This is a genomic window from Sulfolobus sp. A20, assembly GCF_001719125.1.
GTDB lineage: Archaea > Thermoproteota > Thermoprotei_A > Sulfolobales > Sulfolobaceae > Saccharolobus.
The window spans coordinates 487,810-514,792 of sequence record NZ_CP017006.1 but is presented as its reverse complement, the minus strand read 5'-3'; the positions used below and the strand labels follow the sequence as shown (position 1 = coordinate 514,792).

Below are 26,983 nucleotides of genomic sequence, written 5' to 3'. Positions count from 1 at the left end.
ATCTTTTTAAGCAACTAAGTATAATGGAATATGTGAACAAAAGGGATACAATTATAGCAATATTATCATCGGCAATTCCTTTTGCAGGAAACACAATAACTTCATTCATAATTAGTAGAATTTATGGAGATTTTAAAGAAATAATAAAATATGTAATATTAGGACTTCCAATTACTATAGGTACTACATATTATCTTTTAACGAATATATTTCCAAAATTAGAGTATTATCTACTAATTATTCCTGTAATTTTACCATTTCCGGTATCGTTCATTTTAAGCAGAAAGAATATGGCAATCACTTACAGTGAGGATGTCATTGAAATCAAGTTTAAGATACCTATAAACATGAGTGCCAGAGATCCTCATGAATTATTTGAATATGTATTCAATAAAGCCTTATCAAAAATTAAAAACCCATATTACTATAATAAATTAATTTCAGTCGCAAATTGTTCTGGACTTAAAGTATCATATATTAGTGATGATAAATTAGTTATCAGGAGGAAATGCGGGGATATAGATATTAGAATAATTATCTCATCAATGAAAATAGCAGATATGGTAATAGATATTTCATATTAATCTAGAAATTATAATAATTAAAAATATTATAGTAAGATATATATTTGAAAATATAAATGATCTCATAGCTTCTTCTTTGCTTGGATTTCTCATTAGTCTATATGAGAAGAAAAGTAATATCAAACTCAATATGGTACTAGCTATTAAATAGCCCAAGCCTAAGTAGGTAAAAAGCAAGATGACTATAGGAACCATTAAGGCGTTAGATATCGCTATCGCCTTGGCAGAAGTAGTTATTCCAACAACTGCTGGTAGCATTGGATAATGTGCATTTAAATAATCCTCTCTATATTTAAGGGCTAATGACCAGAAGTGCCCCGGAGTCCACATGAATATAAGAAAGCCTAAGAGGAAACTCTCTAGATTAAACGAATTTGTTAAGGAAGCGTAACCTGCCCAAGCTGCAGCACTTCCTGCAAATCCTCCAATTACAATATTAAGCCAAGTTCTAGGCTTTAGCAAGATAGTGTAAACAAACACATATATTATAACGCCTAAAGCAATAAAGATCGCAGTCATGATATTGTCCACAAAACCTATTAAACTTCCTATTAATGCTAATAATGAACCCACTAGTATTGCTTCTTTTTTACTCACATAACCTACAACAGTAGGTCTCCTAGAAGTTCTAGACATTACCTTATCTCTATCAATTTCTATCCCACTATTGATTATCATTGCCCCCATAGATCCTAAAGTACCACCTATAATCACAAAGACAATGGGCAAAATAGACATTCCAATCTTGTAAGCTAATATTGCACCTGCAATAGCTGCCAAATCGAGAAGACTAACCACGCCAAGTTTCCCTAGTTTTATATATGCTTTAACCTTATTCTGTAAGCTCATCAAATTTATCTTTATCTTATTAGAATAAAAATTTATATCATAAACATCCTTTTAATAATAGCACTAAGTCAGTCAATGCGCCATAAGCAGCATTGATGGGTCCTGCACCAGGACCTCTTATTACTATTCTTTGTATCTCATTATGAATTTCCAACGCATTTTCGACACCATCTATATTAAATAAGGGATCATGAGGATCTAATTGCTTTGGAGAAACCTCTACAACATAATTGTCAGCATAAGCTAACAACTTTATTTTTTTACCTTCAGCTCTACTTCTTCTTATCTCTTCGTTAGTAATATTTTGAATTCCTCTAAATTTAAAGTCCCTTAGTCTTAAATTCCTATTCATCATTAGGTTAACTAGAATGGTTAACTTAGCAGCAGCGTCAAAACCGTTTAAATCTAACGTAGGGTCCTCCTCGGCATATCCTTTCTCCTTAGCCTCTTTTAGAGCACTATTGAAGTCAAGTCCGTCATAAATTCTACTTAAAATGTAATTTGTAGTACCATTTAATATTCCCCTTATCTTAAACACCTCTACTAAAGGTTGAACTCTATATAAGTTTATAGATGGTGTACCACTCATTACGGTACCTTGAAAACCTATTTTTGAGCCATGTTTTTCTGCTACTTCAAATAATTTTTGAAATTCAAGAGCTAGTGGCGCCTTATTAACTGTTATCACGTGTATTCCTCGCGATAACGCTTTAATGTAAAGGCTTACTGAAGGTTCTCCATCGTTATAATTAGGGCTAGAAGTGTCAACTACTACTTCTGGATTTACAAAATCTAATGCTTCAATCACATTAATGGTTTTCTCAGGGATGAAATCATCTTTATCTCCCATCATAAAACCTCGTCTAGTAACTATCCCAGCAATTTCAACATCTTGTAATATTGGATACCTATCTTTTTTCTCATAAAGTAGTTTTCTGAACGCCCTTCCTACGTTACCATAACCCACTAATAATAGTTTCATTTTATCACCAAGGTTTCATAGTCCTTTTTACCACTACAAAACCTCTCTAATAAGTCTACTACATTATCCACAGCCCTCTTAACTAGGTCTTCTTCTACATTTGGTACTCCAGCTCCTACTATAACTACGTTTTTTGTATCTGAAGTTACGCTAGTGATAATTGAATCCCTGTGAGGATAAACGTGAAGTACCCTACCTTCATCATCTACTAATATTGGAATACCTTTATCTAATTTTTCCACTTTTTTACTACCTAGATCAAAGAATTCTTCATTACCCTTGGATATTACGATATGCAAATTTCCGATTATCTTATCCCTATCATAAATACCAATAGGTACCAATGTTTCAATGCTAGCGATATTACCAATATCTACGATCTCATTTATTCTAGGAAATTTATTACCTCTCATTACTCTTCTTCTCAGAGCTTCTCCGCTAGGTCTAATTTTAGTGGGATCAATCCCTATTTTCCAATAAAAATCCCTATAAGCTCTTACCACTGGGTCATCCTTAAGAGAGTCAACGTTTTTCCCCTTGTATTTAGTTTCTATAGCATTTATAATTTCGTCCAAAGAGTTATTTTTAGTTATTTTAAGATTGCTCACCTCATTCATAGCTACGAATATTCCCAATTTTCTAGCCTCATCAGAAATCTCAAGCTTTTTCATATGAGTAAGATATTAATAGCCTAGCTTTTAAAATTCCTTTACTCTCACTTAATCGATTGACTAGCTCTACAAGTTTACTCTTTTCTCCTCTAACAGCTATTGCTTCAACACATACCCTTTCATTAATATGTACGTGAAGAGATGAAATGATATATTCATTATAGTCGTGTTGAATACCAGTTAGAGAATCTGAAGCTAACTCATGATCATAAACTATGTTTATAATGCCATATACTTGGTCATTATCCTCCTTATTTTCATCCAGGTAGTTTTTTAAGGCAATTTGAAAGATCCTTGACCTATCATAAATATTCTTAGTTCTCATAAAATCCTCAAGCTCTCTATATAATTCCTTAGGTAATGATATACTTATTTTCTCAACATTCATAAATATCATGATGACGCATAAGATAAAAAGATTAAACTACATCTACTCTATATACTTCCTCTGCCTCAAATATCCCACATTCGGTTATTAGCCTACCCATGAAATCCACAAAAAGTGCTTTGCACGTTTTTTCCCAATTGTCTCCGACAATCTTTATTACTCTATCCTTTATCGATAAGTTATTATTTAAGATTTCTATTGCGTCCTTGGAATTAAGATTTATATATTTTTCTATCTCACTTATTACGTCACTTATATTAATATTTACCTCCTTATTAAGCTCAAGATATAGTGAAGTAGCCTTAATATCCTGCGGAAATTCCCTCAGATTAGTATCAATACCAACACCGATAAATAAGTCACAATATTCAATATTCTCATAAGTCCTTGCTTCAATTAAGATTCCCGCTATTTTCTTATCATTTACCACTATATCATTAGGCCATCTTATTTTAGAATTGATAAAGTTATTAATTATCTGCATGATTGCAATAGCTACCTTAACTCCTATCAAAGGTATATTTTCGGTTTTAAAGTTCTTCTTAACATAGGTGAACCAAAGCCCACCAGGTGGTGAATACCAACTTCTACCAAATCTTCCCCTAGCCTTAGTCTGTTCTTTCGCTATAACAATGAAGTCTTCATATAACATATTACTTACTGCTTCAGCGAAATCTTGAGTAGATGTTACCTTATTAAGTTCTATCACCAACATATTTCCACACATCCTCCTTCTTGAAAACTATGGAGAAACCTGATGCCTTTCTGGCTCTATTCATAATTGCTAGTCCTATACCCCTTTCACTAACTCCATGAATTATTCCAATGTCAGCATTTAATGTGTCCAACTTCCTAAAACAATCAAATAAATTCTTAGCCACTCCATATAAGTTTTCCTCACTGCCTAATTCAATAATTTGAATTTCTTTGTTAACAAACTTCCTGCAAATACCTTTAGTGCATAAAAGAGCTACCCTATAGCCCTTAGCCTTTAGCTCTTCAATAACTGATGCTAATATGCTCACGTCTTCAACCACTATTAATTTTTTCTTAGGGGCATAATGTCTATATTTCATTCCAGGGGCTAATGCAACTTCAGCCTCTTTTGTTCCCTTAATAAAATCAGGCAAAATAACCTTTCCAAAAAATCTCTCTAGTTCCTCAACTGAAAAGGGCCCAGGTCTCAACAACACAGGTGGATCTACGGTAACGTTTATCACAGTAGATTCTACTCCAAAAAACGTTTCACCTCCATCTAATATAATATCAACTCTACCATTAAGGTCCTCAATAACGTGTTCGACTTTAGTAGGACTAGGCTTAGTCGCCAAGTTAGCACTTGGCGCAGCAATAGGTACTTCACTCTCCCTTATTAAAGCTAGGGCCACTGGGTGAGCTGGCATCCTTACTGCCACAGTATCAAGACTGCCTGTAGTTTCCTTAGGTACAATATCAGTTTTCTTTAATACAAACGTTAATGGACCGGGCCAAACGATCTTAGCGATTTTTAACACTTTTTCAGGCACTTCTTTAGCTATTAGGAAGAGTTGATTAAAATCAGATATATGGACAATAAGAGGATTATCTACAGGTCTATTCTTTGCAATAAAGATTTTCTTTACAGATTCTGAATCTAATGCATTTGCACCTATTCCATATACAGTTTCTGTAGGAAAAACTACAGTACCGCCAGACCTTATTACTTGAGCCGCAATTTTTATTTTCTCTATTTCTGGGTATAGAGGATCTACCTTAATTATATCAGTCATTTTCCTTAACCTTATATTTTTAAGAGAAATATATTTATCGATGATGAAAGTAGATTTTCGAAAGATGAGATATGAGGTGATCTCTGAGCAAATGTATTTAAGCTCTCGTTAAAAATAAATACATATGCCAGACCAGACGATGCTAATAGGAAATTTGGATGAAGTGGCTAAGAAAGCTGCGAAATGGATTATAGATAGAAAACCTATCAAATCACTTATTGACTGGGGAATTTCGTTCTCCTTATGGCCTCCACACTTTACTACATCGTGCTGTGGAACTGAGTTTGGAGCTTATGCTGCAGCTAGATTTGATGCAGAAAGATATGGAATGTTACCTTTTTCTTCAGCTAGACAATCTAATATCCTAATTATAGAAGGCACTCTTAGCAGAAAGATGGCTAGAGCTGCAAGAATAGTTTATGATCAAATGCCTGAACCAAAGTTTGTCATAGCATTAGGAGCTTGCATATTAGAAGGAGGAATCTTCTGGAACTCTTATAACACAGTTTTGCCGTCAGATGTTGGAATTCCAGTAGATCTATATGTTCCCGGTTGCCCAATAAGGCCAGAGGCAATAGCTAGAGCTGTTCTAATGTTACAGAAGAAAATAAGAACTCAAGGAGCGTTCAATACGTAGATATTATTAACGTTCGTATTAGTGTAACCAGTTTTAATTACTGCATTATATTTTTCTAAAATCTCGTAGCTGGAATGGGTCTCTAAGGCCTTATCTATCTCACTCTCGTCTAACTTTATATCTTGACTAACTATGCATCCTGCGTACTCAGAATTCCCATCTATACCATCAGTTGCAAAAGCTAACAATTCGAATTTACTATTATTTTTTCTTACATATTTAAGGAACGATAAACATACTTCTCCGTTTCTCCCACCCTTTCCAGCCTTTCCAGTTATTGTAACCTCTGGTTCTCCTCCTAATATAATGTAAGAAGACCTCTTTAAAGGCAAACTGTAACTATCTATGGAATTATAAATTGAAGCTAGGAAACTGCCTACGTCTTTAGCTTCCCCTCTGATTTCAGAGGTCAGTATTAGAGAATTAGCTAAGTCCGTACTTAATCTCTTTAAAACACTCATATTATCAAGTATTACAAAATTTTTTACTACATGTTTGAATTCCTTAGGAGTTTCAGTTAAATAATTTATATATTTATGTAAATTCAATTTCTTTAATATATTTATCGCATCGTTTAAGGTTGAATGGTCAACAGCGGTTAAACCACTACCTATGCTACTAACATCATTCCCAGGCACATCGCTTACAATAAATGACAAAACTGTAGCATTATTTTTCACATAATTTATAATTTTTCCACCTTTTATTTTAGATAAATGCTTTCTAACTATATTTATGGAATTTATTCCTAAACCAGAGGATATAAGAGTTTTATTTATATAAATTAGTTCTTCTAAACTTAGCTCTGAGGTTTCTATCATGGCTGAAGCACCACCTGATATTGCAAAAATTACCAAATCGTAATCATTACTATTTAATAATTCAATTGCTTTTTCACCTGCCTTTATACTATTCTCGTCAGGCAATGGATGTCCGGCTCTAATAACGTAGTTATCAGCTTTAGCGTTTTTAGGTACCACTATTAATTTATCTACGAAATGAATTCTCTCAACGAAAAACTTCGACATTGGAATAGAAGCTTTACCTACTGCGATCAGAATAGGTTTATTAAAAGTAAAACTTTCGCCATCTACAGTAATCTTGTTATCAGTGACAGAGACTTTCTCTTTCAAAGCGTTATAGGGATCGGAATACTCTAAGATTTTATCTATTAATTTTTTAGTCACCTTTTTCTCCCTCTTTCTTATATTCCTTATAGATTTGAGAAGCTAATTTTCTACCTTGCCTAGTTAGGTCATAATATATACCTTTTGGTTTATTACCTAATTCTTTGGCCTTAACCTTTAGCCAAGGCTTCACAGAGGACGTAACGTACTTCTTTAAAGGTCCTTGATACCTATATAAATAGCCTAATTCCTCTAGTTTATTACAAGCTTCTTCAATAACTGTCTCGTCATATTTGGCTTTCCAGCCAGACTCTCCCAGCAATCTCCTAGCCATATACCACGGATTATCTGGACCAAATTTATATATATGAATCAGAATTTTTTTCATTACATCATTTAATTCATTCACTAACTAACACCTGTTCAGCTATTATTTTAGGTATCTTTTCTATTTCACCATTTACCTTTATTATTATATTGTTCACTTCATTATTCAGAACCTCCAGCTCTATCCCGGGCTTTAAACCAAAATTAGTTACTTCTCTCAAAATCCATTCCTCCTCTCTAATTATCATGATTACTTTATAATGCCCATTTTTCAACTGGGAAAGTCTCTTCCCATATATCTTTACTCTGCCCTCAATAGGGTGGCCATGAGGGCAAGTAGTGGGATGACCTAATATTTCATCAATCTTTTCTATTATATCATCTGGCCAAATGTGTTCTAGCCTATGAGCTAACTCATGAGCCCTAATCCAGTCAACCTTAAGTACATCAGTAAGCAATCTTTCACTAAGCCTATGGGATTTTATTAATCTCTCAGCTACTTTTTTACCCTCGTCCGTTAGCTTGATCTTTCTATCACTACTTCTCTCTATTAATCCCAATTTTTCTAACCTATTTAGAGCTTTACTAATTGTTCCGGGAGAAATATTAAAAATTTCAATTAAATCAGATACTCTAGCTCCACCTTTAATTTCTTCTAACTCATATATTTCTTTCAAATAATTTTCTAATGGCTCAGATAGTCCTTTCACAGTTTCATATAGAAATTCTAGTTTTTATACTCTCTATTAGATTAGATACTTTCTCATCCTTTGCAAATACTTCTATCACTGCGTTTATCTTTTTTCCCTTTATTCCTTCTTGTTTCAATAGACTTGTGATCTTTTCGAAAGCCTCATCAACAGCTGATGATATATGATCATGTAATCTAGTTTCTATTTCATAGCCATATACCTTAGCTATAGCATAAAACTTTTGGTTAGTGAAGCTCATCCTACCATAATATATCATTATTATAAAAATAAATCTGAGGTTCTAACTGCGAACAGACAAAAAAATATTAAGAAATTCTTTGGATATATTGATATGTGTATAAAGTTATTTTTAAGATAAGGGGAGGAGAAGGCACTTCCCTTAGAGAGTTAAGACAAGCTGGCTTTATACCATTATATTTTAGAAGAAATGGTATAGAAGAATACTATGTTGCACTGTTTAAGGGAAAAGATATTGGAGAATTAAAAGAGGCACTTTTTGATCTTTCTTATTACCTTTCGAAAAATAGAAAATATGGTATGTGTGATTTTGCTACAATATACGAAGTAACGAACAGCAGTAATTTAGGAAAAGTAATCGGTGGTGTAACGGGTAGTGTTTTGGGATATTATTTAGGCGGATTAGGGGGATTAATATTAGGAATGCTTGGAGGAATATTTTTAGGGGAGCTAGCTGATATTCAACTTGGAGAAAAATTTGTAGGTGTAGTAGGATGGCCCACGTTAATAAGAACTTAAAGAAAAGACTAATTAGTACTCTCTTGGGAATATCATTATTAGTAACCTCAGGGTATCTAATATTCAAAACTGGAATAAATAGTGAACAATTGCAGTCTGCGTTGTTTTTCGGAATTAGTCCAATAATCTTCTACATGATAGGCATAGTATTCGGAATAGAGAGAATAATTTATGGAGTTACAGGGAGCGAGAAATTATTCAGATTGTTGGCAGGAGATGGAGAGCTGTACTTTACTGCATTGTTAGGAATGTTCTTCTTGTTCATACTGTCAGGGGTCTTAGTTTTGGTTTATACTCCAGCTGTAATAGGAATTTTAAGTAAAGTATTAGAGCTAATAAATGGGCTAAGTTTCTTAGCCTTATCAGCTACGCTTCTCATGAAGCCTTAATACACTTAATTATAACCCAAGGTCCAAACTCTTTTCTTTGAACCACTTGTAAGGAATTTGACAACAATAAATTAATATAATAATCATAATGTCTTAGATTGACTTTCCACATCTTAGAAAGAATTTTGGCCATTAATGAGTCGACATTAGCTAAAACAGCTATACCGCATTTACCCTTGGGCTTGAGAATTCTTGAAATTTCTTTAATAGCCAGATGAGGATTAGGCAACATATGTAAAACCAAGGTTGAAGAAACACCATCGGCTATATTGGATTTTATCGGTAAGTTACTTGCATCTCCTCTAACGGCAATGACATCTTTTCTCTTTTTCTTCATGTATTTTAAGAAATTTAATGAAATATCTATCCCTATGCACCTATCACATTTCAAGAGATCAAATATTTTTCCGGTGCCAGTTCCTACGTCTACTACGACGCCTCCGCTAATGAACTCAGCTATATTTCTGAGAAAATTAGAGTATGATGTACGTCCAGTTATGAACATACCCAATGGAGCCCATAGATTCTCATAAATCGGGATTATCCTTTCTAGCATTTGATCAGTTTTTATCTTGACATTACTAGGTAAAAAATCATAGATCCCGTTATCAATTAAATTAAACTTATGTCCTTTCTCGCAAATTAGATTATCATCTATTTTACTACCATCAATAGGGCAGATGAAGATCATCGAATATATCTATCAATTAGCCTTATTAAATCTCTGTTAGTGAAAATTAAAGTTTCTTTTTTATTATCTTTACTTTTAACTATCAAGCTTCCCACTTTTCTTTTCAACATCATTTCTACACTATCTCTTACATAATCTTCAGCATCTCCCACAACTAAATTAACGTTCATGATCTTTTCTACATTCGAATTCAATGACATCATACTTTCAAAGGAATACACTATATCTCTAGCGCTAACTATTCCTAAAGGCAAATCTAAAACTACTGGTAGATGTCGTATAGAATTACCAAGCATCTTTTCTGCACATGTCGAAATCTTAGTAAAAGGCTCAACTACTATAGCCTTCCTAGCTATTTCCCAATTTTTCTCCTTAATTTTTTCCCAATTGAAATTACTAATAATATCTCTTTCTGTTATTATATATTTGTTTGTATATATAACAAAATCGCTGTTTTCCGTTAACATTGCTGTTACTATATTCTTTATATCGTTTGATTTGACTGAAACTGGTTTTTTTAACTTTATTTCATTCATTTTAGCTTCCATCTTATTTTCCAATATTTGTTTCAATGCAATATCAATAGTAAAAACACCAATAATTTTAGATGAGTCTGATATTACTAATCTCCTAATATTATTTCTCTTCATAAAATAAATGACATCTATCACGTAGGCGTTAGGATTAAGAGATATTATCTCCGAGCCCTTAATCCAGAGTGACATTCCTAATTCCTAACGCTTTTAATAAGTTATAAAGTAATAATAATAAAGGTTTCTCAGAATTTACCTCCACTTTATTTTCATCCAAGTGAAGAAAACCTTTAACTCTGACACATTCTTCTAAATCACTCAAAATTCTATTTACTACCTCATCAACCTCGTCTGGGCTTTGTATAAAATACTTTTTACCAAGCTCTAAATTCGTGAAGCCCTCTATAAATATTATGTCTACTGGTAAAAGATCTATCAGAGAAGATGAAAGAACATTGGGCATAAATAGCACTGACTGCCTTTCTCCCTCTTGAAACACAATGTAATCACTTCCAGCTTCCCGGAATCTATCAGTATCCTTCCCAGCTAAATCAAGTAAATGATGAGAATGTTTAAACACAGCTATTTTATAATTAACCTTATTTTTAATTATTTTAATCGCTTTTTCTATCACTGAAGTCTTTCCAGTATCCTTCTTACCTACTACGTGAAATATGCATACCATATCATATATTAACTTAAAAAATATATAACATCTTATGACATTGATTACACTTGAAGATGCAAGAAAAATTATAGACTCTACAAGCTTTAATGTAACACCAAAAGAATGCGAAGTTAATATTTCAGATGCTATAGGTAAAATTGTAGTTAGTGAGATTAGAGCTATTAAGAGCATACCAGAAAGGTCTCTATCAGCAATGGATGGATATGCGATTAAGTTTAACGATTATCTTAAGTATGGGAAATTTAAGGTTGTAGGGAAGATCTATCCATTTGATACTACAGAAAGAAAATTGTCAGATGGAGAAGCTTACTATGTAACTACTGGAGCACCATTACCAATTAATGCTGATACTGTTATCCCTATAGAAAACTCAAAATTAGAAGATGATTATGTGGTCTTCAAAGGTGAAGTAAAAAAAGGAAAGAACGTGAGAGAAAGAGGTGAGGACGTTAATGAGAACGAAGTTATTATAACAAAAGGTGAGGAGATAAAACCTTATCATTTAGGACTTTTAATTCAGCAAGGCATATTTAGAGTAAAAGTGTCTAATCTCAATTTTTCAATTTTCGCAAACGGTAATGAAATTACAGACTTCAGAAATCCCGAGAGTCATAAAATACCAGATTCAATATCTCCTATTATAATTAAACTCTTAGAAAAATTTGGTAGTGTCAATTATCTAGGAGTTGCTAAAGATGATTTAAACGATGTCTCTCAGATGATAGAAAATGCTATAGATAAATCCGATGTATTAATCTCCATAGGAGGCTCATCAGTAGGTGAGAAGGATTTCGTAAAGAGAGCTGTAAACAAATTAGGAGAGATACTCTTTGAAGGAGTATCAGTAAATGTAATTAAAAGAGGTAGTATTGGTAAGGTAAATGGAAAGCCAATAATTATATTACCTGGACAAGTGGTCTCAGCTATAACTGCATTTCATGAATTTGGTCTCTCCGTATTATCTAAAATAATTAACGTAAATTTAAAAAAATACGTAAAAAGTTATTTAGCTGATGACATATTTGTTGAACACAAAATGGATTCAATTTATCTGTTTCGAACAGAGGGAAGTTCAGCTAAACCTCTTAAGTGGGGAGTTGGACTATACAAAGAGTTGACAAAGGCTAATTCTTTTGGCATATTAAAGAGAAATGTAATGTACAAGAAAGGGGAAGAAGTTGAGTTACAACTATTATTATGACACGATAATCTTAGCTGGAGGTTTATCTAAAAGATTTGGTATAGACAAATGTTCCTTTGAAATAAACTCTAAGACTATGCTTGATAGGGTAATTGATCAATTTCCAGACCCCATCGTGGTTTCTAGAACTAATAGAGTCATCTCTAAAGGTATAATAGTAGTAGAAGATGGAGACTATATGGGACCTATAAAGGGAATAAGAGCTGGTTTAAAATATGTTAAGGAGAGGAAAGTGTTTATCACCGGCTGTGATTTCCCTTTTATAACTGTCAATATAGCTGATTACCTATGTAGCAAAAACGGTTACGATATTGTTATGGTAGTTGACGAAAAACCTCAACCACTTTTGGCTTGTTACTCAACTGCTTTTCTAGAGCGTAACTTATCTAAAGTAAAGAAATTAACAGAATTACTTACCTTATCCCATTCCACATATTTAGCAGGTAGTCAAGAGATCATTAGAGCTGATCCATTTTTATACTCAACAATTAACGTTAATTCTATTGTGGATCTCGTTTTAAGACCTAGAAGAATAAAATCTTTATCAAGATTAATTGTAAATAATCTACTTTAATTCTATCTCTACATAGAGATTAAGGAATCAAATTAAAGACTAACATTAGCAAAATTACTTCTATACAAAGAGAAAAATAAACATTTGTTATTATTTTAAGGACTAAACAAAGAATATTTTATATACTTCCCATTTAAGGGAAGAAACTATTTATGGAATAACGTAGCTTTTTTACGATAATATTCAACTAAGATGTAGTTAGGAATGCTTATTAAGTAATTCCTTACCAAAATAAAATCAGAGAAAAAATGGCGAAGAAGAAGAAGGAAGGTCAACAGCAACAAGGTGGCGGAGAGCAACAACAGAAAAAGAAATAATTTATTTAGCTAATTACCCATGAAATATTAAAGTTAACTCTTTTTTACTCCTTTCCTACTTTTCTAATATTGAATGTGTGCGCATTGTACTCAGGAGGTAAAGATAGCACCTATGCTCTACACTGGGCAATTCTAAAAGGGTTCGAAATTTCATGTTTAATAACCTTAATACCTAAAAGAGAAGACTCTTGGATGTTTCAGTATCCTAACGTAAATTATACTAGATATCAAGCTGATGCGATGGGCTTTAAATTATTAGTATTTGAGACTACCGGTCAACGTGATATAGAATTACAAGATCTAAAAAGAGCTTTTTTGGAAGCAAAGAAGTTAGGGGCACAAGGCATAGTGAGTGGGGCATTGTTATCTGACTATCAGAGATTAAATATTAGTATAATCGCTGAAGAGGTCGGCTTAAAAACATACAACCCAATTTGGAGAAAAAATCAAGAGGAATATATGCGATGGCTAATAAAAGAAGGTTATAAATTTATTATCACGTCGGCTTCAGCTTACGGTTTTCCCTTTAACCTCTTAGGAAAAATAATTAATGAGGAAGACATAGAAAATATAATATCTGCGTCAAAAAAATATGGTTTTAATGCTGCTTTTGAGGGAGGTGAAGCTGAGACTTTCGTTGTTTTTGCTCCGTTGTTTAAAAGAGAGTTAAAAGTTGAAGGTAGGATAAAGAAGATAAGTGAGTTTGAGTGGAGATACGAAATAATACGTATACACTGAAAAAATGTAAGTACATAGTTAATTATGATAGTATAATCGAAGACAGTAATATAGTAATACAAGATGGCAAGATAAAGGAAGTTGGAAATTATTCTGAAGGAGATGAAATCGAATGTAATCAGTATATAGTGATCCCCGGATTAGTTAACGCTCATACCCATACTCCAATGATAGTCTTACGTGGATATTATGACGATGCAGAACTAACATTATGGTTAGAAAAGATGTGGGATTTTGAAAAAGAGTTCAAACAAAGTTGGATGGATTTAGCGTCCGAGCTAGCTATAATTGAAATGCTCTCTAAAGGAACTACAGCGTTTGTTGACATGTACTTTAATCCAGAAGGTATAGAAAAACTTTCTAATATGTATGGAATAAGGGCTGCAGCAGGATATACTTTTTTAGATAATCTTTACGACCCTTATGAAATAGATAAGAAGCAGAGAATGTTAAAGAAAAAAGAAATGTTTTATCCGATAGTTAACGTTCATAGCATTTATGCAAATTCTTTGAACACGTTAAAATTAGCAAAACAGTTAGCTAAGGAAACTGATACCTGGATACACATTCACGTTTCTGAAACAAGAAAGGAGATTTATGAGGTCAAGAAGAGGTATGGAAAGTTCCCAGTAGAACTTCTTCATGATTATGAAATCGATAAATTATCGCAGATGGTTCATTTAGGGTGGGTTGCAAGCTGGGAACTAAATTACGTATATAAGGCTACACATTGTCCGACATCAAATATGAAATTAGCCACTGCTGGATTCTTCCCGTTCAAAGAAATGTTAGAAAAAAATATAAATATAACTCTCGGTACTGATAGCGCAGCTAGTAATAACTCTTTAGATATGTTTAGGGAGATGAAAAATGCAGTATTACTTCAAAGGCATTCGTATTGGGATGCAAGTATAAAAGCATACCACGCTTTTAGGTCGGCTACGTTCGAAGGATACAAGCTTTTAGGAATAAAGGGAGGTAAAATAGAAAAAGATTATATTGCTGATCTAGTATTACTAGACAAGAATTATCTCTATCCATTAAGGAAAGATAGAATACTCTCACATATCGTTTATAATGCTGTTGGAGAATACGTTAAAAAAGTAATAGTGAATGGGAAAATGGTCTATGACGAGGAAAAGGCTAAAATATTCCATACTAGAAGATTAGAGTTACTTTCTCTTATTGACCAAATTGTACCATAATCCGTAAGGAGAGGATAAAGCTAGTGCTAAGCCTGGTATTAGATTTAATAAGAATTTCCTAACACCACCATAATAACGTATACCATATCCTATCAAAGGAATGTATAGGACTGCTAAAGGTGGAAAAATTAAGCCAGATAGTAGTCCTAGAATATAATAGCTACCATAGTATGCATAGCCAGTCAAAAAAGTGAAATCTATTAGCCCGTCAAACATCAACATTATATCATATTTACTTCTCCACAAGTTCCTCCTAGCCTCCTTGATAGATGAGGAGAAATCTAGTCTAGCATGAACCTTGTTAAGATGGAGACATCTACCATCTGCCGGTTCTACTATGTACCCAGATTTTTTTAGTTTAGCATAAAGCCATACGTCTTCATCTCTCTCATATCTCTCGTCAAATTCCTTTATTACTTCTCTGTTTAACCCACTACAACCTAAATTTGGATTATGCTCATTTACTGATAAATGTTTGTCTACTTCATCCTCTGAATAAGCATAATGCATCCAAGTAAAGACAACTCCTTTCTCTAGCTTATCTATAAGTCTCTTAGAATAATCTTTAGGTATAACCACATCACTATCCAACATTATTATGTATTTATCATTAGCAAGCTTAAGCATCTTATTTCTCAACTTAGCCATATTAACTTTCTTCATTCTCTCGTCCTTGACATAAATTATTTTGTCCTTAAGGCTCTCAAAAAATTCATTTATATCTCTTCTTTCACTATTGTCATAAACTATTACTCCATCAACAGGTTGAGATATAGCTGAAAATACGGACTTTTTTACCCAATCTAGATTGTCAGAAGGACCGACAGGTATTATAATCTTAACCATTATTACCAAATACATAAATGAGAGAAATAAAAGTTGCAGTAATTGCTCATGGTTTAGGAATGAGTAAAACTTACAGTGGAGAAGGAAATGTTTACAAAACAGTTTTTGAAATGTTAAATGAGGAAAAAATCCAGTACATTGCTGTTAGTTTTTCTAAACCTTATGACTTATTTTTGCCCTCAGTCTATTCCTTACCATTCCATTTGTCTAAATTTGATAAGTATCAAAGACTACTTTCTTACTATACAGCTAAAAAGGTAAAGCCTAAGTTATACATAAATTTATCAGGAGTCCCGTTACCTTTATCAAATCTTGCCCCACACATTATATATGCTGGAGCACCTTCGATTTCTAATGTACCTAGTAAATATAATAGATCACTCATATGGAAGCTATACCTACTTCCATTTAGGACAATAGTAAATAGAATGAAAGATGAAGCCAAGAGGGCTAAAATAATAGCTAATTCTAGATATTCAGCAAAGGCTATAGCTGAGGTATATAATATACAAGAGCCAGAAGTAATCTATCCTCCCGTTGATGTCGAGTTTTATTCTAAAGCATATAACGAGAATTCAAGAGATAACGCATTTCTAACCATAGGTAGAATAGAGAGAGGGAAAATGCTAGAGAATAGTATACTACTATCAGCAAAAACTGGTATTAAGGGAATTATAGTAGGATCTCTAAATGAGAAAAGCTATATGCAGAAACTGATTAAGCTGAGAAACAAGCTAAATGCCGATATAGAAATTTATACGAATCTAGGAAGAGAAGAGCTACTCAAGATTATGGAAAAGGTGAAGATATACTTTCACCCGACTATGGGAGAACACTTTGGCATACCGGTGATAGAGGCCATGTCCTCTGGCCTTATTCCCATTGTACCTAAGGAGAGTGGAGCATATGAAATAGTACCTGAATTTTCATATTCTGACATAGATGAGGCTTCCAAAATTTTAAAGGATCTAATAGAGGACAAGAGAGATATTGAAATTAGACGAGAGATGAAAAAGAGATCTCTAGGGTTCGATAAAGTCACGTTTAAGAATAAGTTTATGTCAAAAATTCTCACTTTAATTTCCTAGCTGTTATTATAGTGAACTTCTCTTTTAATAACTCAAGAAATGAATGGTCATTCATTTCATTTGAGTAATCCTCAATTATTGGTAATAGGTCTTTGAATTCTTCCTCCGACAATTCTCTATATTCGTAATGAGGCATTCCAATTTTCTCTTCGAACAACTTCTTGGCATACTCCTTAGCATTACCCTCCAACTTATCTATTAAATCAATGTACTCCTCCCTACTGAGAGAGTTATACTGATCTTCCGTTATAAGATTTTTTAGTAGCAGAGCCTTTAAAAACTTATTAATTTCTTGCTTTGGTGGCTGAAGTCCGATCTTTTCTGGGGAAACCCTGCCCCTTATATAGATTTTCCCTCCTACCATGCCGCTTCCTACAAAATTTCCTACGGGTTCCCTTCTCATATTCTTGCCAAAGACGACTATAGCTCCTCCCGCCATGTATTCTCCTAAGTAATCATCGACCATTCCACCGATTATTAGATATGGTTTTTTATCTTTATATTCCCTCATCTGAATACCTACTCTATTTCCTGCATTACCTCTAACGTAAATTCTACCATTTTGAAAAGCTTGACCTAAAACGTCTCTCGCATCACCATATATTACCACCTTTCCGCCATGCATCGTATCACAACAATCATCTGCTACATTACCATATACGTAAAAGTTGTTTCCCTCATTAAGATTAGCTAAACAATTGCCTACAACACCATAAAGATTAATTCTAAGTCCTTGTATGACCTTAGCAGGTAAATTTATCCCAATATACCTATGCCCCATAACATTTGCAACTGTTATCTCTTTCTTCCCAGATATTGCTAATTTCAAAATTTCGTAATTTAGATCCTTGTACCCTATATCGTACGCGTTTATGTCATAGTTTTCTGGGACCATAACGGGTGGAGGAGAAAATGATCCTAATTCTTCCTCGTTTCTACCATAAGAAATAACTCCTTTGTTAATCGACGCTATAAAGTATGATCCAGGCTTAAGAGTCCATACCTTAGCTTTAGGACTTATTTCCCTTATCTCATTCTCCTCGCTTGCTACATAATAATAATAATCGTCCTCTCCCACTATAGCGGGTCTGAACTTAGCCCTATCAGCTATCGCAATTAAGTATAAATCATCACCAGAATCATAACCTATAATTGCGGTAAACGGACCATCTAGCCTGGAATTCCTATACAAGTAATCTACGTGATTTGGCAACCCGTTAAATCTTCTTGAAGGATTTATAATAATATTCACAACTTCTTCGATAGTTAACCCTTCTGATAATAATTCTTCAAATAAAAACGCTATCACTTCACTATCCGTTCCAACGAAACTACTCAACCCTCTTGATCTTAGATACTCCACGTTAGCTCCAAAAGAACTTACGTCACCATTATGCACTATTGCTATATTAAATGTAGAGAATGGATGCGACCAGAAAGGAAAATAGCCTGGTGAATTAGTGGGCTGTCTAGTATGAGCTAACCATAAATCACCCTCCAAATTTTCCACATTATACTTCTTAGCCACTTCGATAGGATATCCAACACCCTTAAACACTTGAAGAGAACTACCTATACTATATATTCTTCCCTTCCTATCTTGGTTCCATAAAATTTCATTAACGTTTCTTATAGCCTTCTTTATCTCGTTAATATCTCCTAAAGTAATAACGTTACAGTCGCAGAGGTTTGACCTAACATAATCATACTTAATATCCTTTACGTAAATTCCGTAATCCGAAAGAATCTCTTTTAATTCATTAGGATTACCTTTATAGAACGTCTTTATAACGTAATAGTTCCTATCATGAAGATTAAAAACAGCAAATCCAGCTCCTTTATCACTTCCCCTATATCTTACTCTATCTATCCCTCTTACTACAGCTTCACCCCCAATCTTAGGGGCATTCCTCTTTCTTAAAACACCTAGAACACCACAACCAGAAGGGGTATATTCCATTATAACTCACCTGCAGACTTAATCCTTAACTCGTTCCTTATTATCGAGTTAAGATTTATTGAACGAAGTAGCTCTCTATTACCCGTCAATGTAGACTGAACGCTATATACCCCTGCTGCACCAGCAAGTAAGGCTATTTCTTTTTTCATCCCGCTTATTAAGCTGAACGCCTTTTCCTCAAGATTGCTCTTATTACCCTCTCCTATAGCTTTTTCTAAAACAAAATAGGGCATTATGACTGAGTCAGCTCCTAACAGAACCATTTTAAAAGCATCAGCAGAATGTCTAAGCCTACTTGATTTAGCTAATATATCGTAATTATTTCTAATTCCAGCTTCCCTTAATTTTGTATCAAGATCACTAACTACTATCTCTAGATCATCACTCCCTAGATCCTCATCAATTATAAATCCGGGAACACCAATTCCTATCACATCATCTATAACATTTTTGTCACTGGGAATCAACAAATAAGAGTCATCTTCAGGTTCTCCTTTATTCCACTTAGCTATTCCCTTACCATCATTGCTTATGAAAACTTCAGAATACTTATCGATTGTAACATAGTCAAAAACTGCAGAGGATAAGGCTAGAGCACTCCAAGCAAACGCATCTTTATATTCACTTGATGCTTCTGTAATATCAAAGATTATTGGTAGTGAGAGATATAGCTCTCCTCCTTTAAGATAAAAGGATGTATCTATATCCTCTCTGTACGGATCAATGGAAGGTCGAGTAACTTGAGCTCCATCAGATCTTAACCAATCTACTATCCTCGCAGGTCTCTCAACATCTGGAGGAGCAGTGCTGCCCATACTAGTTATTACTGGATTTGCCTTAGTCATTAACTCGTGCATATAAGAGATTATTCTCTTATTCCATAACTCGCCCATTTTGGGGTTAAGGTCTTCTTCAGTACCTTCAATACCTAATATTTGTAAAGTATCATTAGTTAAACCATAACCATATAGGAGATCTCTTCTTCCCCTAAGATCCTTGATAGATTCTAACCCTAAATTATCAAGAATATTAGCCAATTCTAATGAAAATCCATTGATAAAGTTAATAAGGGTTTTAACGCCAAATTCAATATTGAAAATCCTTGTTCCATCAATCTTTGAAGTTAAACCAGTTGGACATGACCCAATGTGACATTTGTGAACCATAACGCAACCCATTGCTACTAAGGCCGCTGTTCCTACACTCACCAGATCAGCTCCTAGTGCTATCAATTTAGCAGCATCAGTAGCTGACGAAACCCTACCCGCTGCTATAATTGTAAACTTCTCTCTGAGTCCTTCACGTCTTAAAATAGTGTCTGCTGATGACACAGCAAGCTCGATGGGTATTCCTACGTTATCCCTTATTACCACCGGAGTAGCTCCTGTTCCAGCTCCGTGCCCATCTATTATTACTCCATCAGCCCCCATTCTAGCAATACCAGAGACAACGTAAGGAATATAATTAGTTGCAGCAACTTTTACAAAAACTGGCTTTCCAGTAGCCTCCTTCAAAGCCTCTATTCTTTGCCCCAAATCTTCAATAGAGTAAATATCATGATGAGGAGCTGGTGAAACTGCATCAATACCTATTGGAATTCTACGCGTCATAGAGATTGGTTCAGTAACCTTATTACCGGGTAAATGACCACCAATACCAGGTTTAGCTCCTTGACCAATTTTTATCACCACACCAGAACCAGCAGTCAATACTCTTATATCCACTCCAAATCTGGCTGAAGCCCATTGCACGAAAATTCTTTTATACCTAGCTACCTCTGGATGTAAACCTCCCTCTCCAGTACCGGCTAATGTCTCAGTCATATCTGCTGCCTTTGCTATGGCAATATTTGGATTACCACTTAAGGCTCCATAGGACATGTCACCTAGATATAAGGGAGACTTCATATGTATTCCAGAGAATTCGAAGTCTAACTTAGCCTTTGGACTTTCTGATAAAGCAGGAGACTTATCCAGCTTGAACCTTACTTTATCTAAGATTCTCAATGAGTTAGAGTCTTGAGTAAATATTTTATACGGCTTTCCAGTCAACGATAAATTCCTAATATGGTCTATCTTTTCTACTGTCCAAAATTCCTCATTTATCTGCCTAGGAACTGGTATGTACTTATCGTATATGAGCAATCTTATCGCATCTAATAAATCTACATTATATTATATAACTGTTTATGAGAAACTTTATCGTATTTAATAGTTCTATTTATCACATCTGTTTCATCACTCAAGTAATGATATAAGTTTATAATTAGAACTTAATCTTGTTTGTGATCAAACTTTTATCTCAACTATGATATAGTTTATATTAGCTTTTTATTTTTTTAGTTCAAAATTAGCTATAACTATTATATGTTTCCCATATATTATAAACAATTTTTATCCGTAATTAAGATATACCTGCAACGATGTCACGAATGCTCTGATAAATTATGTTAAGTAATTTAATATAATATAACAAGATTTGGCTATTAATTCATTCAAATATATAATGTGTCTCTATAATGAAAAGTGAAATATCATAAAACGTGTAGCGTTATTTCTGTATAATAGTAACTAATTTGAAAAGCATATCATTTTTATTTAAGAATAGCTTGATATTTTTACTCTTCATAAAGAATTCTTCTTTGTTTCTATAATATCTCTATTATTGTTTAGCAAAAGACTTTGTTAGGAATTTTCTTGGGTTGTCATCTATTTTTAATTACACCATAAAGATTCTACTTTAGTTTTTATGAAATGTATGCGGCCGCCGGGATTTGAACCCGGGATCATCGGCTTGGGAGGCCGACGTCCTAATCCAGGCTAGACTACGGCCGCAATGTCAAAAAATATAGAGTACTATAGGATAAAAGTTTTTATCAGTTTTTCCAGCGACAATCATCAATCATTGGACCCTCTCATCATCACATAAAATTAAAAATTACAAATGAATAAAAAGATTATCTTTAATCCCTCCTAATAGCCTCTACTACTGTTAATCTTGAAGCTTTCCAAGCGGGATAAATTCCAGCTATCAAGCTAACTACTATGGCTACTACTAGCGCTATTAGAATTGCTTCAATAGAAATAACTGGTTTAAAAGCAAATAATACTCCAGAATTGGCACCTCTAGATGCAAACGCACCACCAAACCCTCCTCTAAATCCCCCTCTGCCTCCAGAAAAACCACCTCCGAATGAGGAGCTTTGTTGAGAAGCTGAGGAAGATGTGATTGAAGAGAGTACATCTATAAATGAGGTTCCTAATAGTCCGACGATAATTCCTAAAACCCCACCTATAAGACCAATAATCCCGGACTCGGCTAAAAATATGCTTAAAACATCCTTAGTAGTTAATCCTAAAGTTTTCATTATACCTATTTCTCTAATTCTCTGGTATACTCTGCTTAACATTATTGCCATAATGCCAACAGCCCCAACAAAAAGAGAGATCGAAGCTACAGCTATTAACAGGAAACTAAAACCAGAAGTAATAGTAGATACAGTGTCTATTAATTGCTGAACGGTTATAACATTAAGTTCGTTTCCGTAAATAAGCTGAATCGTATTGGCTACTTGATTTACATCTTTTACTGACTGAGCTTCTACTATGATTTCGCTATATGTAGTTCTGTTCAAGATAGCTGTAGCTTCACCTAAAGGGACAAATATTGTAGTTGAGGAATCAGACAGAGGATTAGCACCAGACGGCGATAATACGCCTACTACTTGTAGCGGAACACTATATCCTCTAGAAATTTCGACAGTAATTGTACTTCCAGGAGAAAAATATACCCCAGGTAAGGGATTTGCAACTTCTGAGCCTATTACGGCTTCAGGAGTTGTGACAGGTGGATATGTTGTGCCGTCCTCTAAAATTACTTGACCTAAAATTGGAGACAAATTATTTATACCAATAATAGATACGCCCATTGATTGACCTTCAACATCTATCGTTCCAAAACCACTCACTACTGGATAAACCGCACTAACTCCAGGAAGGCTTTCAAGCGTAGCTACGGTAGCTTGCGTTAAGCCTTCGCCTCTCCCCGAAAAGATCAATATAGTGTTAGGACCTAAAGATTCTACTATTGAGAGTATTGATTGACTTACTCCTTGCGTGAACGCTACTAGAGTGGTAACGCTAGCAACCCCAATTAAAACTGCTATAATAGCTAAAATTGCTATGGCTTTTCTCGATACAAGTCCCTTATAAGCCAACCACATAATATCTAAACCATTCGTGCTCATTCACCTCCTAACTCTAAGGAGATAAATGGCTATAATTACTATAATAATCACAATAATAACTAAGATAATGATTAATGGTAAATCAATAGCAATACCCCTATCTTTAGCACTTGTAGTTCTAAAGAAACCACTACTATTAGCTATTGTTAACGTTATGCTAGAATTAGAATGAATGACTTGACCTATATTGTTAGTATACGTGTAAACAATAGGAATAGTATATCTTCCGGGTGTAGTAGTATTTAATATCTTAAACGCAAATGTAAACGTTGATGAAGTATCAGATCCCAGGTTCCCAATATAATAAGTATTCTCTCCAATAACTTGTATTCCTCTAGGTGGGTAAACAGTAACGGTTAATCCATTTGCTGGACCAGTACCAAAATTGTATATAGTAGCGGTAATAGATACTATTCCTCCTGGAGTAGCTATTGTTGGAACAGATGAAATACCGGTAATCACAATGTTGACTGAGCCTGCAGATAGAGTGTTTAATAACTCGTTAAAAGTCTTTAGCTGTCCAGACTGGTAATAAGTTACTGTAGCTTGTAAACTTACAATACCGGAAGTTGAGGTGTAAACTTGGATAGGAAATTCAAGATTTTGTAATGGCTTTAAAACTGGTATAATAATATTTGTATCGTTCAAGTAAATTTGACCTTGAGTAGATAACGATACTGTAACGTTGTAGAGAGGCTCATTTAAGATATTAGATATTTTTAACTCCAGATCCTGGGTTTGTCCTTCCAATATAGTTGAAGTATTGAAAGATATTAGTATTGGAATTGAAGGTGAATTTATCTGCTCTACGTAAATAGGAATAGATAACTCTTCCTGCCTTTGAATATTTTCTTGATAAAATGTAATAGAAACACTTATGGAATATATTCCAGAATCCTGAGATAATAATGTTATAGGAATGAAATATAGGGAGTTTGGTTTTAACGCTGGAATATTAAATAGAGTTGCGTTGATGTATAGTGGAGATGTCAAAATAACTGAGATGTTATAGAGAGTTTCGTTCAGAGTATTAACTAAGACAATATCATCACTATTAGATTCACCCGGTATAATCAGAGTCTCATTAACGCTAGCTATTATTGGATTTGATGGAACAATTTGAGTAACATAAAATCCTATTTGCTCTTGATACTGAGATTGTTGATATATAGAATTTAAGTAGTCTATAGTTATGCTAAGCTGTATACTACCTCCCTGTAAACTTGAAGGAACGTATATTTGTAAAGGTATATCTACTGTTTGATTTGGCTTAAGTAAAGAAATTTTAGGTAAAGTATTCAATATTGAAACTGAGGTTGAGGGCATTATTGACAAGTTGTATATGTTCCCATTTCCAGTGTTCCTTATATTTAAGGTAATATTATTTACCGTTCCGGCATAGAGAAGGGATGATGAAGGAACTACTTGGATGTTTGAAGTACCTAATAGTGTCAAGGAGAATGATGAATACTGAGTTATACTGACTACTGAACCCTCGCCTTCAATAGCATTCCAAACGATTTTAACTGGAATAGAATAAGAACCTAATGATACGTTATTAATATTAATATTTATTGGTATAGATACTTCTGATTCCGGTTGTAGTAGTCCTCCGAAAAAGTAAATAGCGCTTCCTCCGGTCACATTCGTTATACCCTTAGGTAGTAATAGTTCTACTGAGTAACTCTCTATATTAACTGGACCAGTATAAATTAAGGATAATTGAAAGGTAACTCCTTTACTGTTTGGTCCTTCGCTTAATATAATATTTGGATTTAGGATTTCTCCTTCGATGCTTTGATTACTGTTTATCGAAATCGATACATTTAATGAATAATATTTCCCATATGCCAAAATTGTTAGAGGAATCTGATAAGTACCAATACTCGCATTATTATATATGTTAGCTGTCAGTTGAACAGAATAAGAGGATCCTGCTTGTATTATTGGTATATGAGTAACTTTAGCCATGAAATCTATCGGATACGTACTATTAGTAAATAAGGTTACGTTATAGGCATTAGTGTTACCTGTGTTAAATATTGTTAGTATTACCGGTAAGTCATGTTCTCCAGGAAAGACTATTCCGGAAATTGAAGATTGTGCATAGAATTGTAAATACCCCATTATAGGGATTTGAACAGTCACGTCTTGAACTTGTTCTATCCCGTTAATAGTGTAATAAACTTGAATGTAAAAGTCGTATACTCCTAACGGTATATTAGGCGTGATATTACCTATGAAGGTCAAAGTGTATTCTTGTCCAGGTATTATAATCGGGAAAGAGTAAGTTTGAGTATTAGAGGTTACAATAAATGGTGAAGACTCCACTGGATATATCTGAACGTTAGTTATATTTGTATAACCGTGATAAACTAGTGTAACTTGCAATGGGACTAGTTTCTCTCCAGGTGCTACGTACGGTGGTGAGACTAACCATTGTGACGATGTGGTAAAATAGCCAGCTGAGGCTTCAGATGCAGTATTAGTTAAATTTGATAATGAAAAAAGAAGAGAAAAGATAACTAAAACGGACAAAATAATTCCTACTTTACTCGTTTTGGACAACCTCCTTCTCTATTTGACCATCCCTAATGTAAACTATCCTATCAGCATATCTCATCATATCTGGGTCATGTGTAGCCATTATAACAGTAACGTTCTTTTCTTTGTTCAATTTACTTATCAATTCTACTATTGCCAACCCGGTTTTTGAGTCAAGATTTGCAGTAGGTTCATCAGCGATTAATATTTTAGGATCATTTGCTAGAGCCCTTGCAATAGCCACTCTTTGCTGTTGACCACCAGATAGTTCATTAGGTTTTTTATTCTTTAGTTCTAACATACCGGGTATTAATGATAAAATCTCCTCTGCCTTTTCCCTTCTTTTCCACGCTGGTATCCCTAAAGAAGCTAAAGCCAGCTCAACATTTTCCAAGACTGAAAGATATGTTATTAGATTATACGACTGAAAAACAAAGCCAATATACTTCTTTCTGAAATTAGCCCTCTGATCTTCATTAAAGTTAGTAACGTCTATATTATTGATTATAATTTTACCGCTAGATGGTGTATCAAGTAATCCTATCAAATCAAGGAGAGTGGTTTTGCCAGAACCAGATGGACCAGCAATTATTAAAAATTCACCTTTTCTAACCTTAAGTGATACGCCTCTTAATGCGACATACTCAGCCTTCTTAGTCTTATAAACCTTAGACAAATCAACAGCATCTACTATAATCTCCTCATTATTCATGTTATTCGGCACCTCATTAGAAGAAGTCTAATGACGAAGCTAATAAGTTTTTTGATAACGTTTTCGATATCAAAACAATATTCGAGATTGTTAAATATCTCATAATTCTTACTATATAATGAACTAGCATGTACACTTTCATTGTCTTCACATATCTGACTCAGAATGTGAATATTTTAGTGTTAATATAAGTTTTATTTCCATACAACATATCATAATAAGTTAAGAATTTTTTAGAATACAAAATAATTACCTATAGGCATTTTAAACTAACTCGCTTTTTGTTTTAAAAAATTAAAAAAGCAACTTCACTAACATCGTGTGTAGACAACAATTTGGTTGTTTTGATATAAATTGAATTTTCTTTATCGTGGAAAAGTATTTTTAGGATGAGGACGAGTTGTTTATTGGAGCGAGAATATCAATAGGTTTGATTTTCTCGCCCTCA

General features: G+C 33.9%; 28 protein-coding genes and 1 tRNA gene. 9 read left to right on the top strand and 20 right to left on the bottom strand.

The genetic code is table 11. The features are described 5' to 3' along the window. Positions 1 to 32: 32 nt before the first annotated feature. Positions 33 to 584, top strand: coding sequence for a hypothetical protein (locus BFU36_RS02770; protein WP_069284559.1), 552 nt, complete (start codon positions 33 to 35; stop codon positions 582 to 584). Here BFU36_RS02770 and cyoE read toward each other — a convergent pair. Genes cyoE through BFU36_RS02740 form a run of 6 tightly spaced genes read right to left on the bottom strand, consistent with a single transcriptional unit; the run spans position 576 to position 5,243 of the window. Further along, positions 576 to 1,433 (bottom strand): heme o synthase, encoded by an 858-nt coding sequence (gene cyoE, locus BFU36_RS02765; RefSeq protein WP_069282093.1) that lies wholly within the window; start codon positions 1,431 to 1,433, stop codon positions 576 to 578. The genes BFU36_RS02770 and cyoE overlap by 9 nt on opposite strands. A 37-nt stretch (positions 1,434 to 1,470) precedes the next feature. Beyond that, positions 1,471 to 2,415, bottom strand: a complete 945-nt coding sequence (locus BFU36_RS02760) for a homoserine dehydrogenase (RefSeq protein ID WP_069282091.1) — start codon at positions 2,413 to 2,415, stop codon at positions 1,471 to 1,473. Then, on the bottom strand, positions 2,412 to 3,086 hold the full coding sequence (locus BFU36_RS02755; RefSeq protein ID WP_069282089.1) for a B3/4 domain-containing protein: 675 nt from the start codon (positions 3,084 to 3,086) through the stop codon (positions 2,412 to 2,414). The genes BFU36_RS02760 and BFU36_RS02755 overlap by 4 nt, the downstream gene beginning before the upstream one ends. Then, positions 3,073 to 3,474 carry a CopG family ribbon-helix-helix protein gene (locus BFU36_RS02750; protein ID WP_069282087.1) on the bottom strand — a complete coding sequence of 134 codons (402 nt, stop codon included), beginning with the start codon at positions 3,472 to 3,474 and terminating at the stop codon, positions 3,073 to 3,075. Before BFU36_RS02750 ends, BFU36_RS02755 begins: the two co-directional genes overlap by 14 nt. Before the next feature lie 31 nt (positions 3,475 to 3,505). Then, positions 3,506 to 4,189 carry a biotin--[acetyl-CoA-carboxylase] ligase gene (locus tag BFU36_RS02745; RefSeq protein ID WP_069284558.1) on the bottom strand — a complete coding sequence of 228 codons (684 nt, stop codon included), beginning with the start codon at positions 4,187 to 4,189 and terminating at the stop codon, positions 3,506 to 3,508. After that, complete coding sequence (locus BFU36_RS02740) at positions 4,170 to 5,243, bottom strand: L-threonylcarbamoyladenylate synthase (protein WP_069282085.1); 1,074 nt, start codon at positions 5,241 to 5,243, stop codon at positions 4,170 to 4,172. Before BFU36_RS02740 ends, BFU36_RS02745 begins: the two co-directional genes overlap by 20 nt. A 124-nt stretch (positions 5,244 to 5,367) precedes the next feature. Between BFU36_RS02740 and BFU36_RS02735 the strand changes: the two genes are divergently transcribed. After that, positions 5,368 to 5,880: an NADH-quinone oxidoreductase subunit B gene (locus tag BFU36_RS02735; protein ID WP_069282083.1), complete on the top strand. Its 513-nt coding sequence runs from the start codon at positions 5,368 to 5,370 to the stop codon at positions 5,878 to 5,880. Here the strand turns inward: BFU36_RS02735 and BFU36_RS02730 are convergent. Genes BFU36_RS02730 through BFU36_RS02715 form a run of 4 tightly spaced genes read right to left on the bottom strand, consistent with a single transcriptional unit; the run spans position 5,859 to position 8,285 of the window. Next, entirely contained in the window at positions 5,859 to 7,067 is a 1,209-nt protein-coding gene (locus BFU36_RS02730; RefSeq protein ID WP_069282080.1) for a glycerate 2-kinase, read from the bottom strand. The two genes, BFU36_RS02735 and BFU36_RS02730, sit on opposite strands and share 22 nt — an antisense overlap. Beyond that, positions 7,060 to 7,395 (bottom strand): hypothetical protein, encoded by a 336-nt coding sequence (locus BFU36_RS02725; RefSeq protein ID WP_069284557.1) that lies wholly within the window; start codon positions 7,393 to 7,395, stop codon positions 7,060 to 7,062. Before BFU36_RS02725 ends, BFU36_RS02730 begins: the two co-directional genes overlap by 8 nt. 13 nt (positions 7,396 to 7,408) lie before the next feature. Continuing rightward, positions 7,409 to 8,044 (bottom strand): metal-dependent transcriptional regulator, encoded by a 636-nt coding sequence (locus BFU36_RS02720; protein WP_069282078.1) that lies wholly within the window; start codon positions 8,042 to 8,044, stop codon positions 7,409 to 7,411. Positions 8,045 to 8,048: 4 nt separating this feature from the next. Next, positions 8,049 to 8,285 carry a hypothetical protein gene (locus BFU36_RS02715; protein WP_069284556.1) on the bottom strand — a complete coding sequence of 79 codons (237 nt, stop codon included), beginning with the start codon at positions 8,283 to 8,285 and terminating at the stop codon, positions 8,049 to 8,051. A 95-nt stretch (positions 8,286 to 8,380) separates the two neighbouring features. Between BFU36_RS02715 and BFU36_RS02710 the strand changes: the two genes are divergently transcribed. Next, positions 8,381 to 8,803, top strand: a complete 423-nt coding sequence (locus BFU36_RS02710; RefSeq protein ID WP_069282077.1) for a hypothetical protein — start codon at positions 8,381 to 8,383, stop codon at positions 8,801 to 8,803. Next, on the top strand, positions 8,779 to 9,192 hold the full coding sequence (locus BFU36_RS02705; protein WP_069282076.1) for a hypothetical protein: 414 nt from the start codon (positions 8,779 to 8,781) through the stop codon (positions 9,190 to 9,192). The genes BFU36_RS02710 and BFU36_RS02705 overlap by 25 nt, the downstream gene beginning before the upstream one ends. Here BFU36_RS02705 and BFU36_RS02700 read toward each other — a convergent pair. From BFU36_RS02700 to mobB, 3 genes are read right to left on the bottom strand one after another with little or no spacing between them, the layout of a single operon-like run. Next, positions 9,179 to 9,883, bottom strand: coding sequence for a class I SAM-dependent methyltransferase (locus BFU36_RS02700; protein WP_069282075.1), 705 nt, complete (start codon positions 9,881 to 9,883; stop codon positions 9,179 to 9,181). The genes BFU36_RS02705 and BFU36_RS02700 overlap by 14 nt on opposite strands. Then, positions 9,880 to 10,608, bottom strand: coding sequence for a CBS domain-containing protein (locus BFU36_RS02695; RefSeq protein WP_069282074.1), 729 nt, complete (start codon positions 10,606 to 10,608; stop codon positions 9,880 to 9,882). The genes BFU36_RS02700 and BFU36_RS02695 overlap by 4 nt, the downstream gene beginning before the upstream one ends. After that, positions 10,592 to 11,101, bottom strand: a complete 510-nt coding sequence (gene mobB / locus BFU36_RS02690; RefSeq protein ID WP_069282073.1) for a molybdopterin-guanine dinucleotide biosynthesis protein B — start codon at positions 11,099 to 11,101, stop codon at positions 10,592 to 10,594. Before mobB ends, BFU36_RS02695 begins: the two co-directional genes overlap by 17 nt. A 34-nt stretch (positions 11,102 to 11,135) precedes the next feature. On the opposite strand from mobB, the gene BFU36_RS02685 reads away from it, so the two are divergent. The 4 genes from BFU36_RS02685 to BFU36_RS02670 all read left to right on the top strand — a co-directional run bounded on the left by BFU36_RS02685 (position 11,136) and on the right by BFU36_RS02670 (position 15,139). Further along, positions 11,136 to 12,305, top strand: a complete 1,170-nt coding sequence (locus BFU36_RS02685; protein WP_069282071.1) for a molybdopterin molybdotransferase MoeA — start codon at positions 11,136 to 11,138, stop codon at positions 12,303 to 12,305. Next, on the top strand, positions 12,283 to 12,879 hold the full coding sequence (locus BFU36_RS02680) for a molybdenum cofactor guanylyltransferase (protein WP_069282069.1): 597 nt from the start codon (positions 12,283 to 12,285) through the stop codon (positions 12,877 to 12,879). Before BFU36_RS02685 ends, BFU36_RS02680 begins: the two co-directional genes overlap by 23 nt. A gap of 386 nt (positions 12,880 to 13,265) precedes the next feature. Next, positions 13,266 to 13,934 (top strand): diphthine--ammonia ligase, encoded by a 669-nt coding sequence (locus tag BFU36_RS02675; protein WP_069282067.1) that lies wholly within the window; start codon positions 13,266 to 13,268, stop codon positions 13,932 to 13,934. Next, positions 13,904 to 15,139: an amidohydrolase gene (locus BFU36_RS02670; protein ID WP_069282060.1), complete on the top strand. Its 1,236-nt coding sequence runs from the start codon at positions 13,904 to 13,906 to the stop codon at positions 15,137 to 15,139. Before BFU36_RS02675 ends, BFU36_RS02670 begins: the two co-directional genes overlap by 31 nt. Here the strand turns inward: BFU36_RS02670 and BFU36_RS02665 are convergent. Further along, positions 15,107 to 15,985 carry a glycosyltransferase family 2 protein gene (locus BFU36_RS02665; protein ID WP_069282059.1) on the bottom strand — a complete coding sequence of 293 codons (879 nt, stop codon included), beginning with the start codon at positions 15,983 to 15,985 and terminating at the stop codon, positions 15,107 to 15,109. The two genes, BFU36_RS02670 and BFU36_RS02665, sit on opposite strands and share 33 nt — an antisense overlap. Before the next feature lie 17 nt (positions 15,986 to 16,002). Between BFU36_RS02665 and BFU36_RS02660 the strand changes: the two genes are divergently transcribed. Further along, a complete protein-coding gene (locus BFU36_RS02660) occupies positions 16,003 to 17,073 on the top strand; it encodes a glycosyltransferase family 4 protein (protein WP_069282058.1) in 1,071 nt (356 codons plus the stop codon). Here the strand turns inward: BFU36_RS02660 and BFU36_RS02655 are convergent. From BFU36_RS02655 to BFU36_RS02630, 6 genes are all read right to left on the bottom strand, one after another. After that, positions 17,057 to 19,036, bottom strand: coding sequence for a glutamate synthase (locus BFU36_RS02655; protein ID WP_069282057.1), 1,980 nt, complete (start codon positions 19,034 to 19,036; stop codon positions 17,057 to 17,059). The genes BFU36_RS02660 and BFU36_RS02655 overlap by 17 nt on opposite strands. Further along, on the bottom strand, positions 19,033 to 21,177 hold the full coding sequence (locus BFU36_RS02650; protein ID WP_069282055.1) for a glutamate synthase-related protein: 2,145 nt from the start codon (positions 21,175 to 21,177) through the stop codon (positions 19,033 to 19,035). The genes BFU36_RS02655 and BFU36_RS02650 overlap by 4 nt, the downstream gene beginning before the upstream one ends. Before the next feature lie 614 nt (positions 21,178 to 21,791). After that, positions 21,792 to 21,867, bottom strand: a tRNA-Gly gene (locus BFU36_RS02645). A 128-nt stretch (positions 21,868 to 21,995) separates the two neighbouring features. Then, the gene (locus tag BFU36_RS02640) at positions 21,996 to 23,279 is read right to left on the bottom strand and encodes an ABC transporter permease (protein WP_069282054.1); all 1,284 of its coding nucleotides are present in this window, start codon (positions 23,277 to 23,279) and stop codon (positions 21,996 to 21,998) included. Continuing rightward, the gene (locus BFU36_RS02635) at positions 23,280 to 25,817 is read right to left on the bottom strand and encodes a CARDB domain-containing protein (protein ID WP_231961221.1); all 2,538 of its coding nucleotides are present in this window, start codon (positions 25,815 to 25,817) and stop codon (positions 23,280 to 23,282) included. Between the two features lie 13 nt (positions 25,818 to 25,830). Then, entirely contained in the window at positions 25,831 to 26,535 is a 705-nt protein-coding gene (locus tag BFU36_RS02630) for an ABC transporter ATP-binding protein (protein WP_069282051.1), read from the bottom strand. Positions 26,536 to 26,983 lie beyond the last annotated feature (448 nt).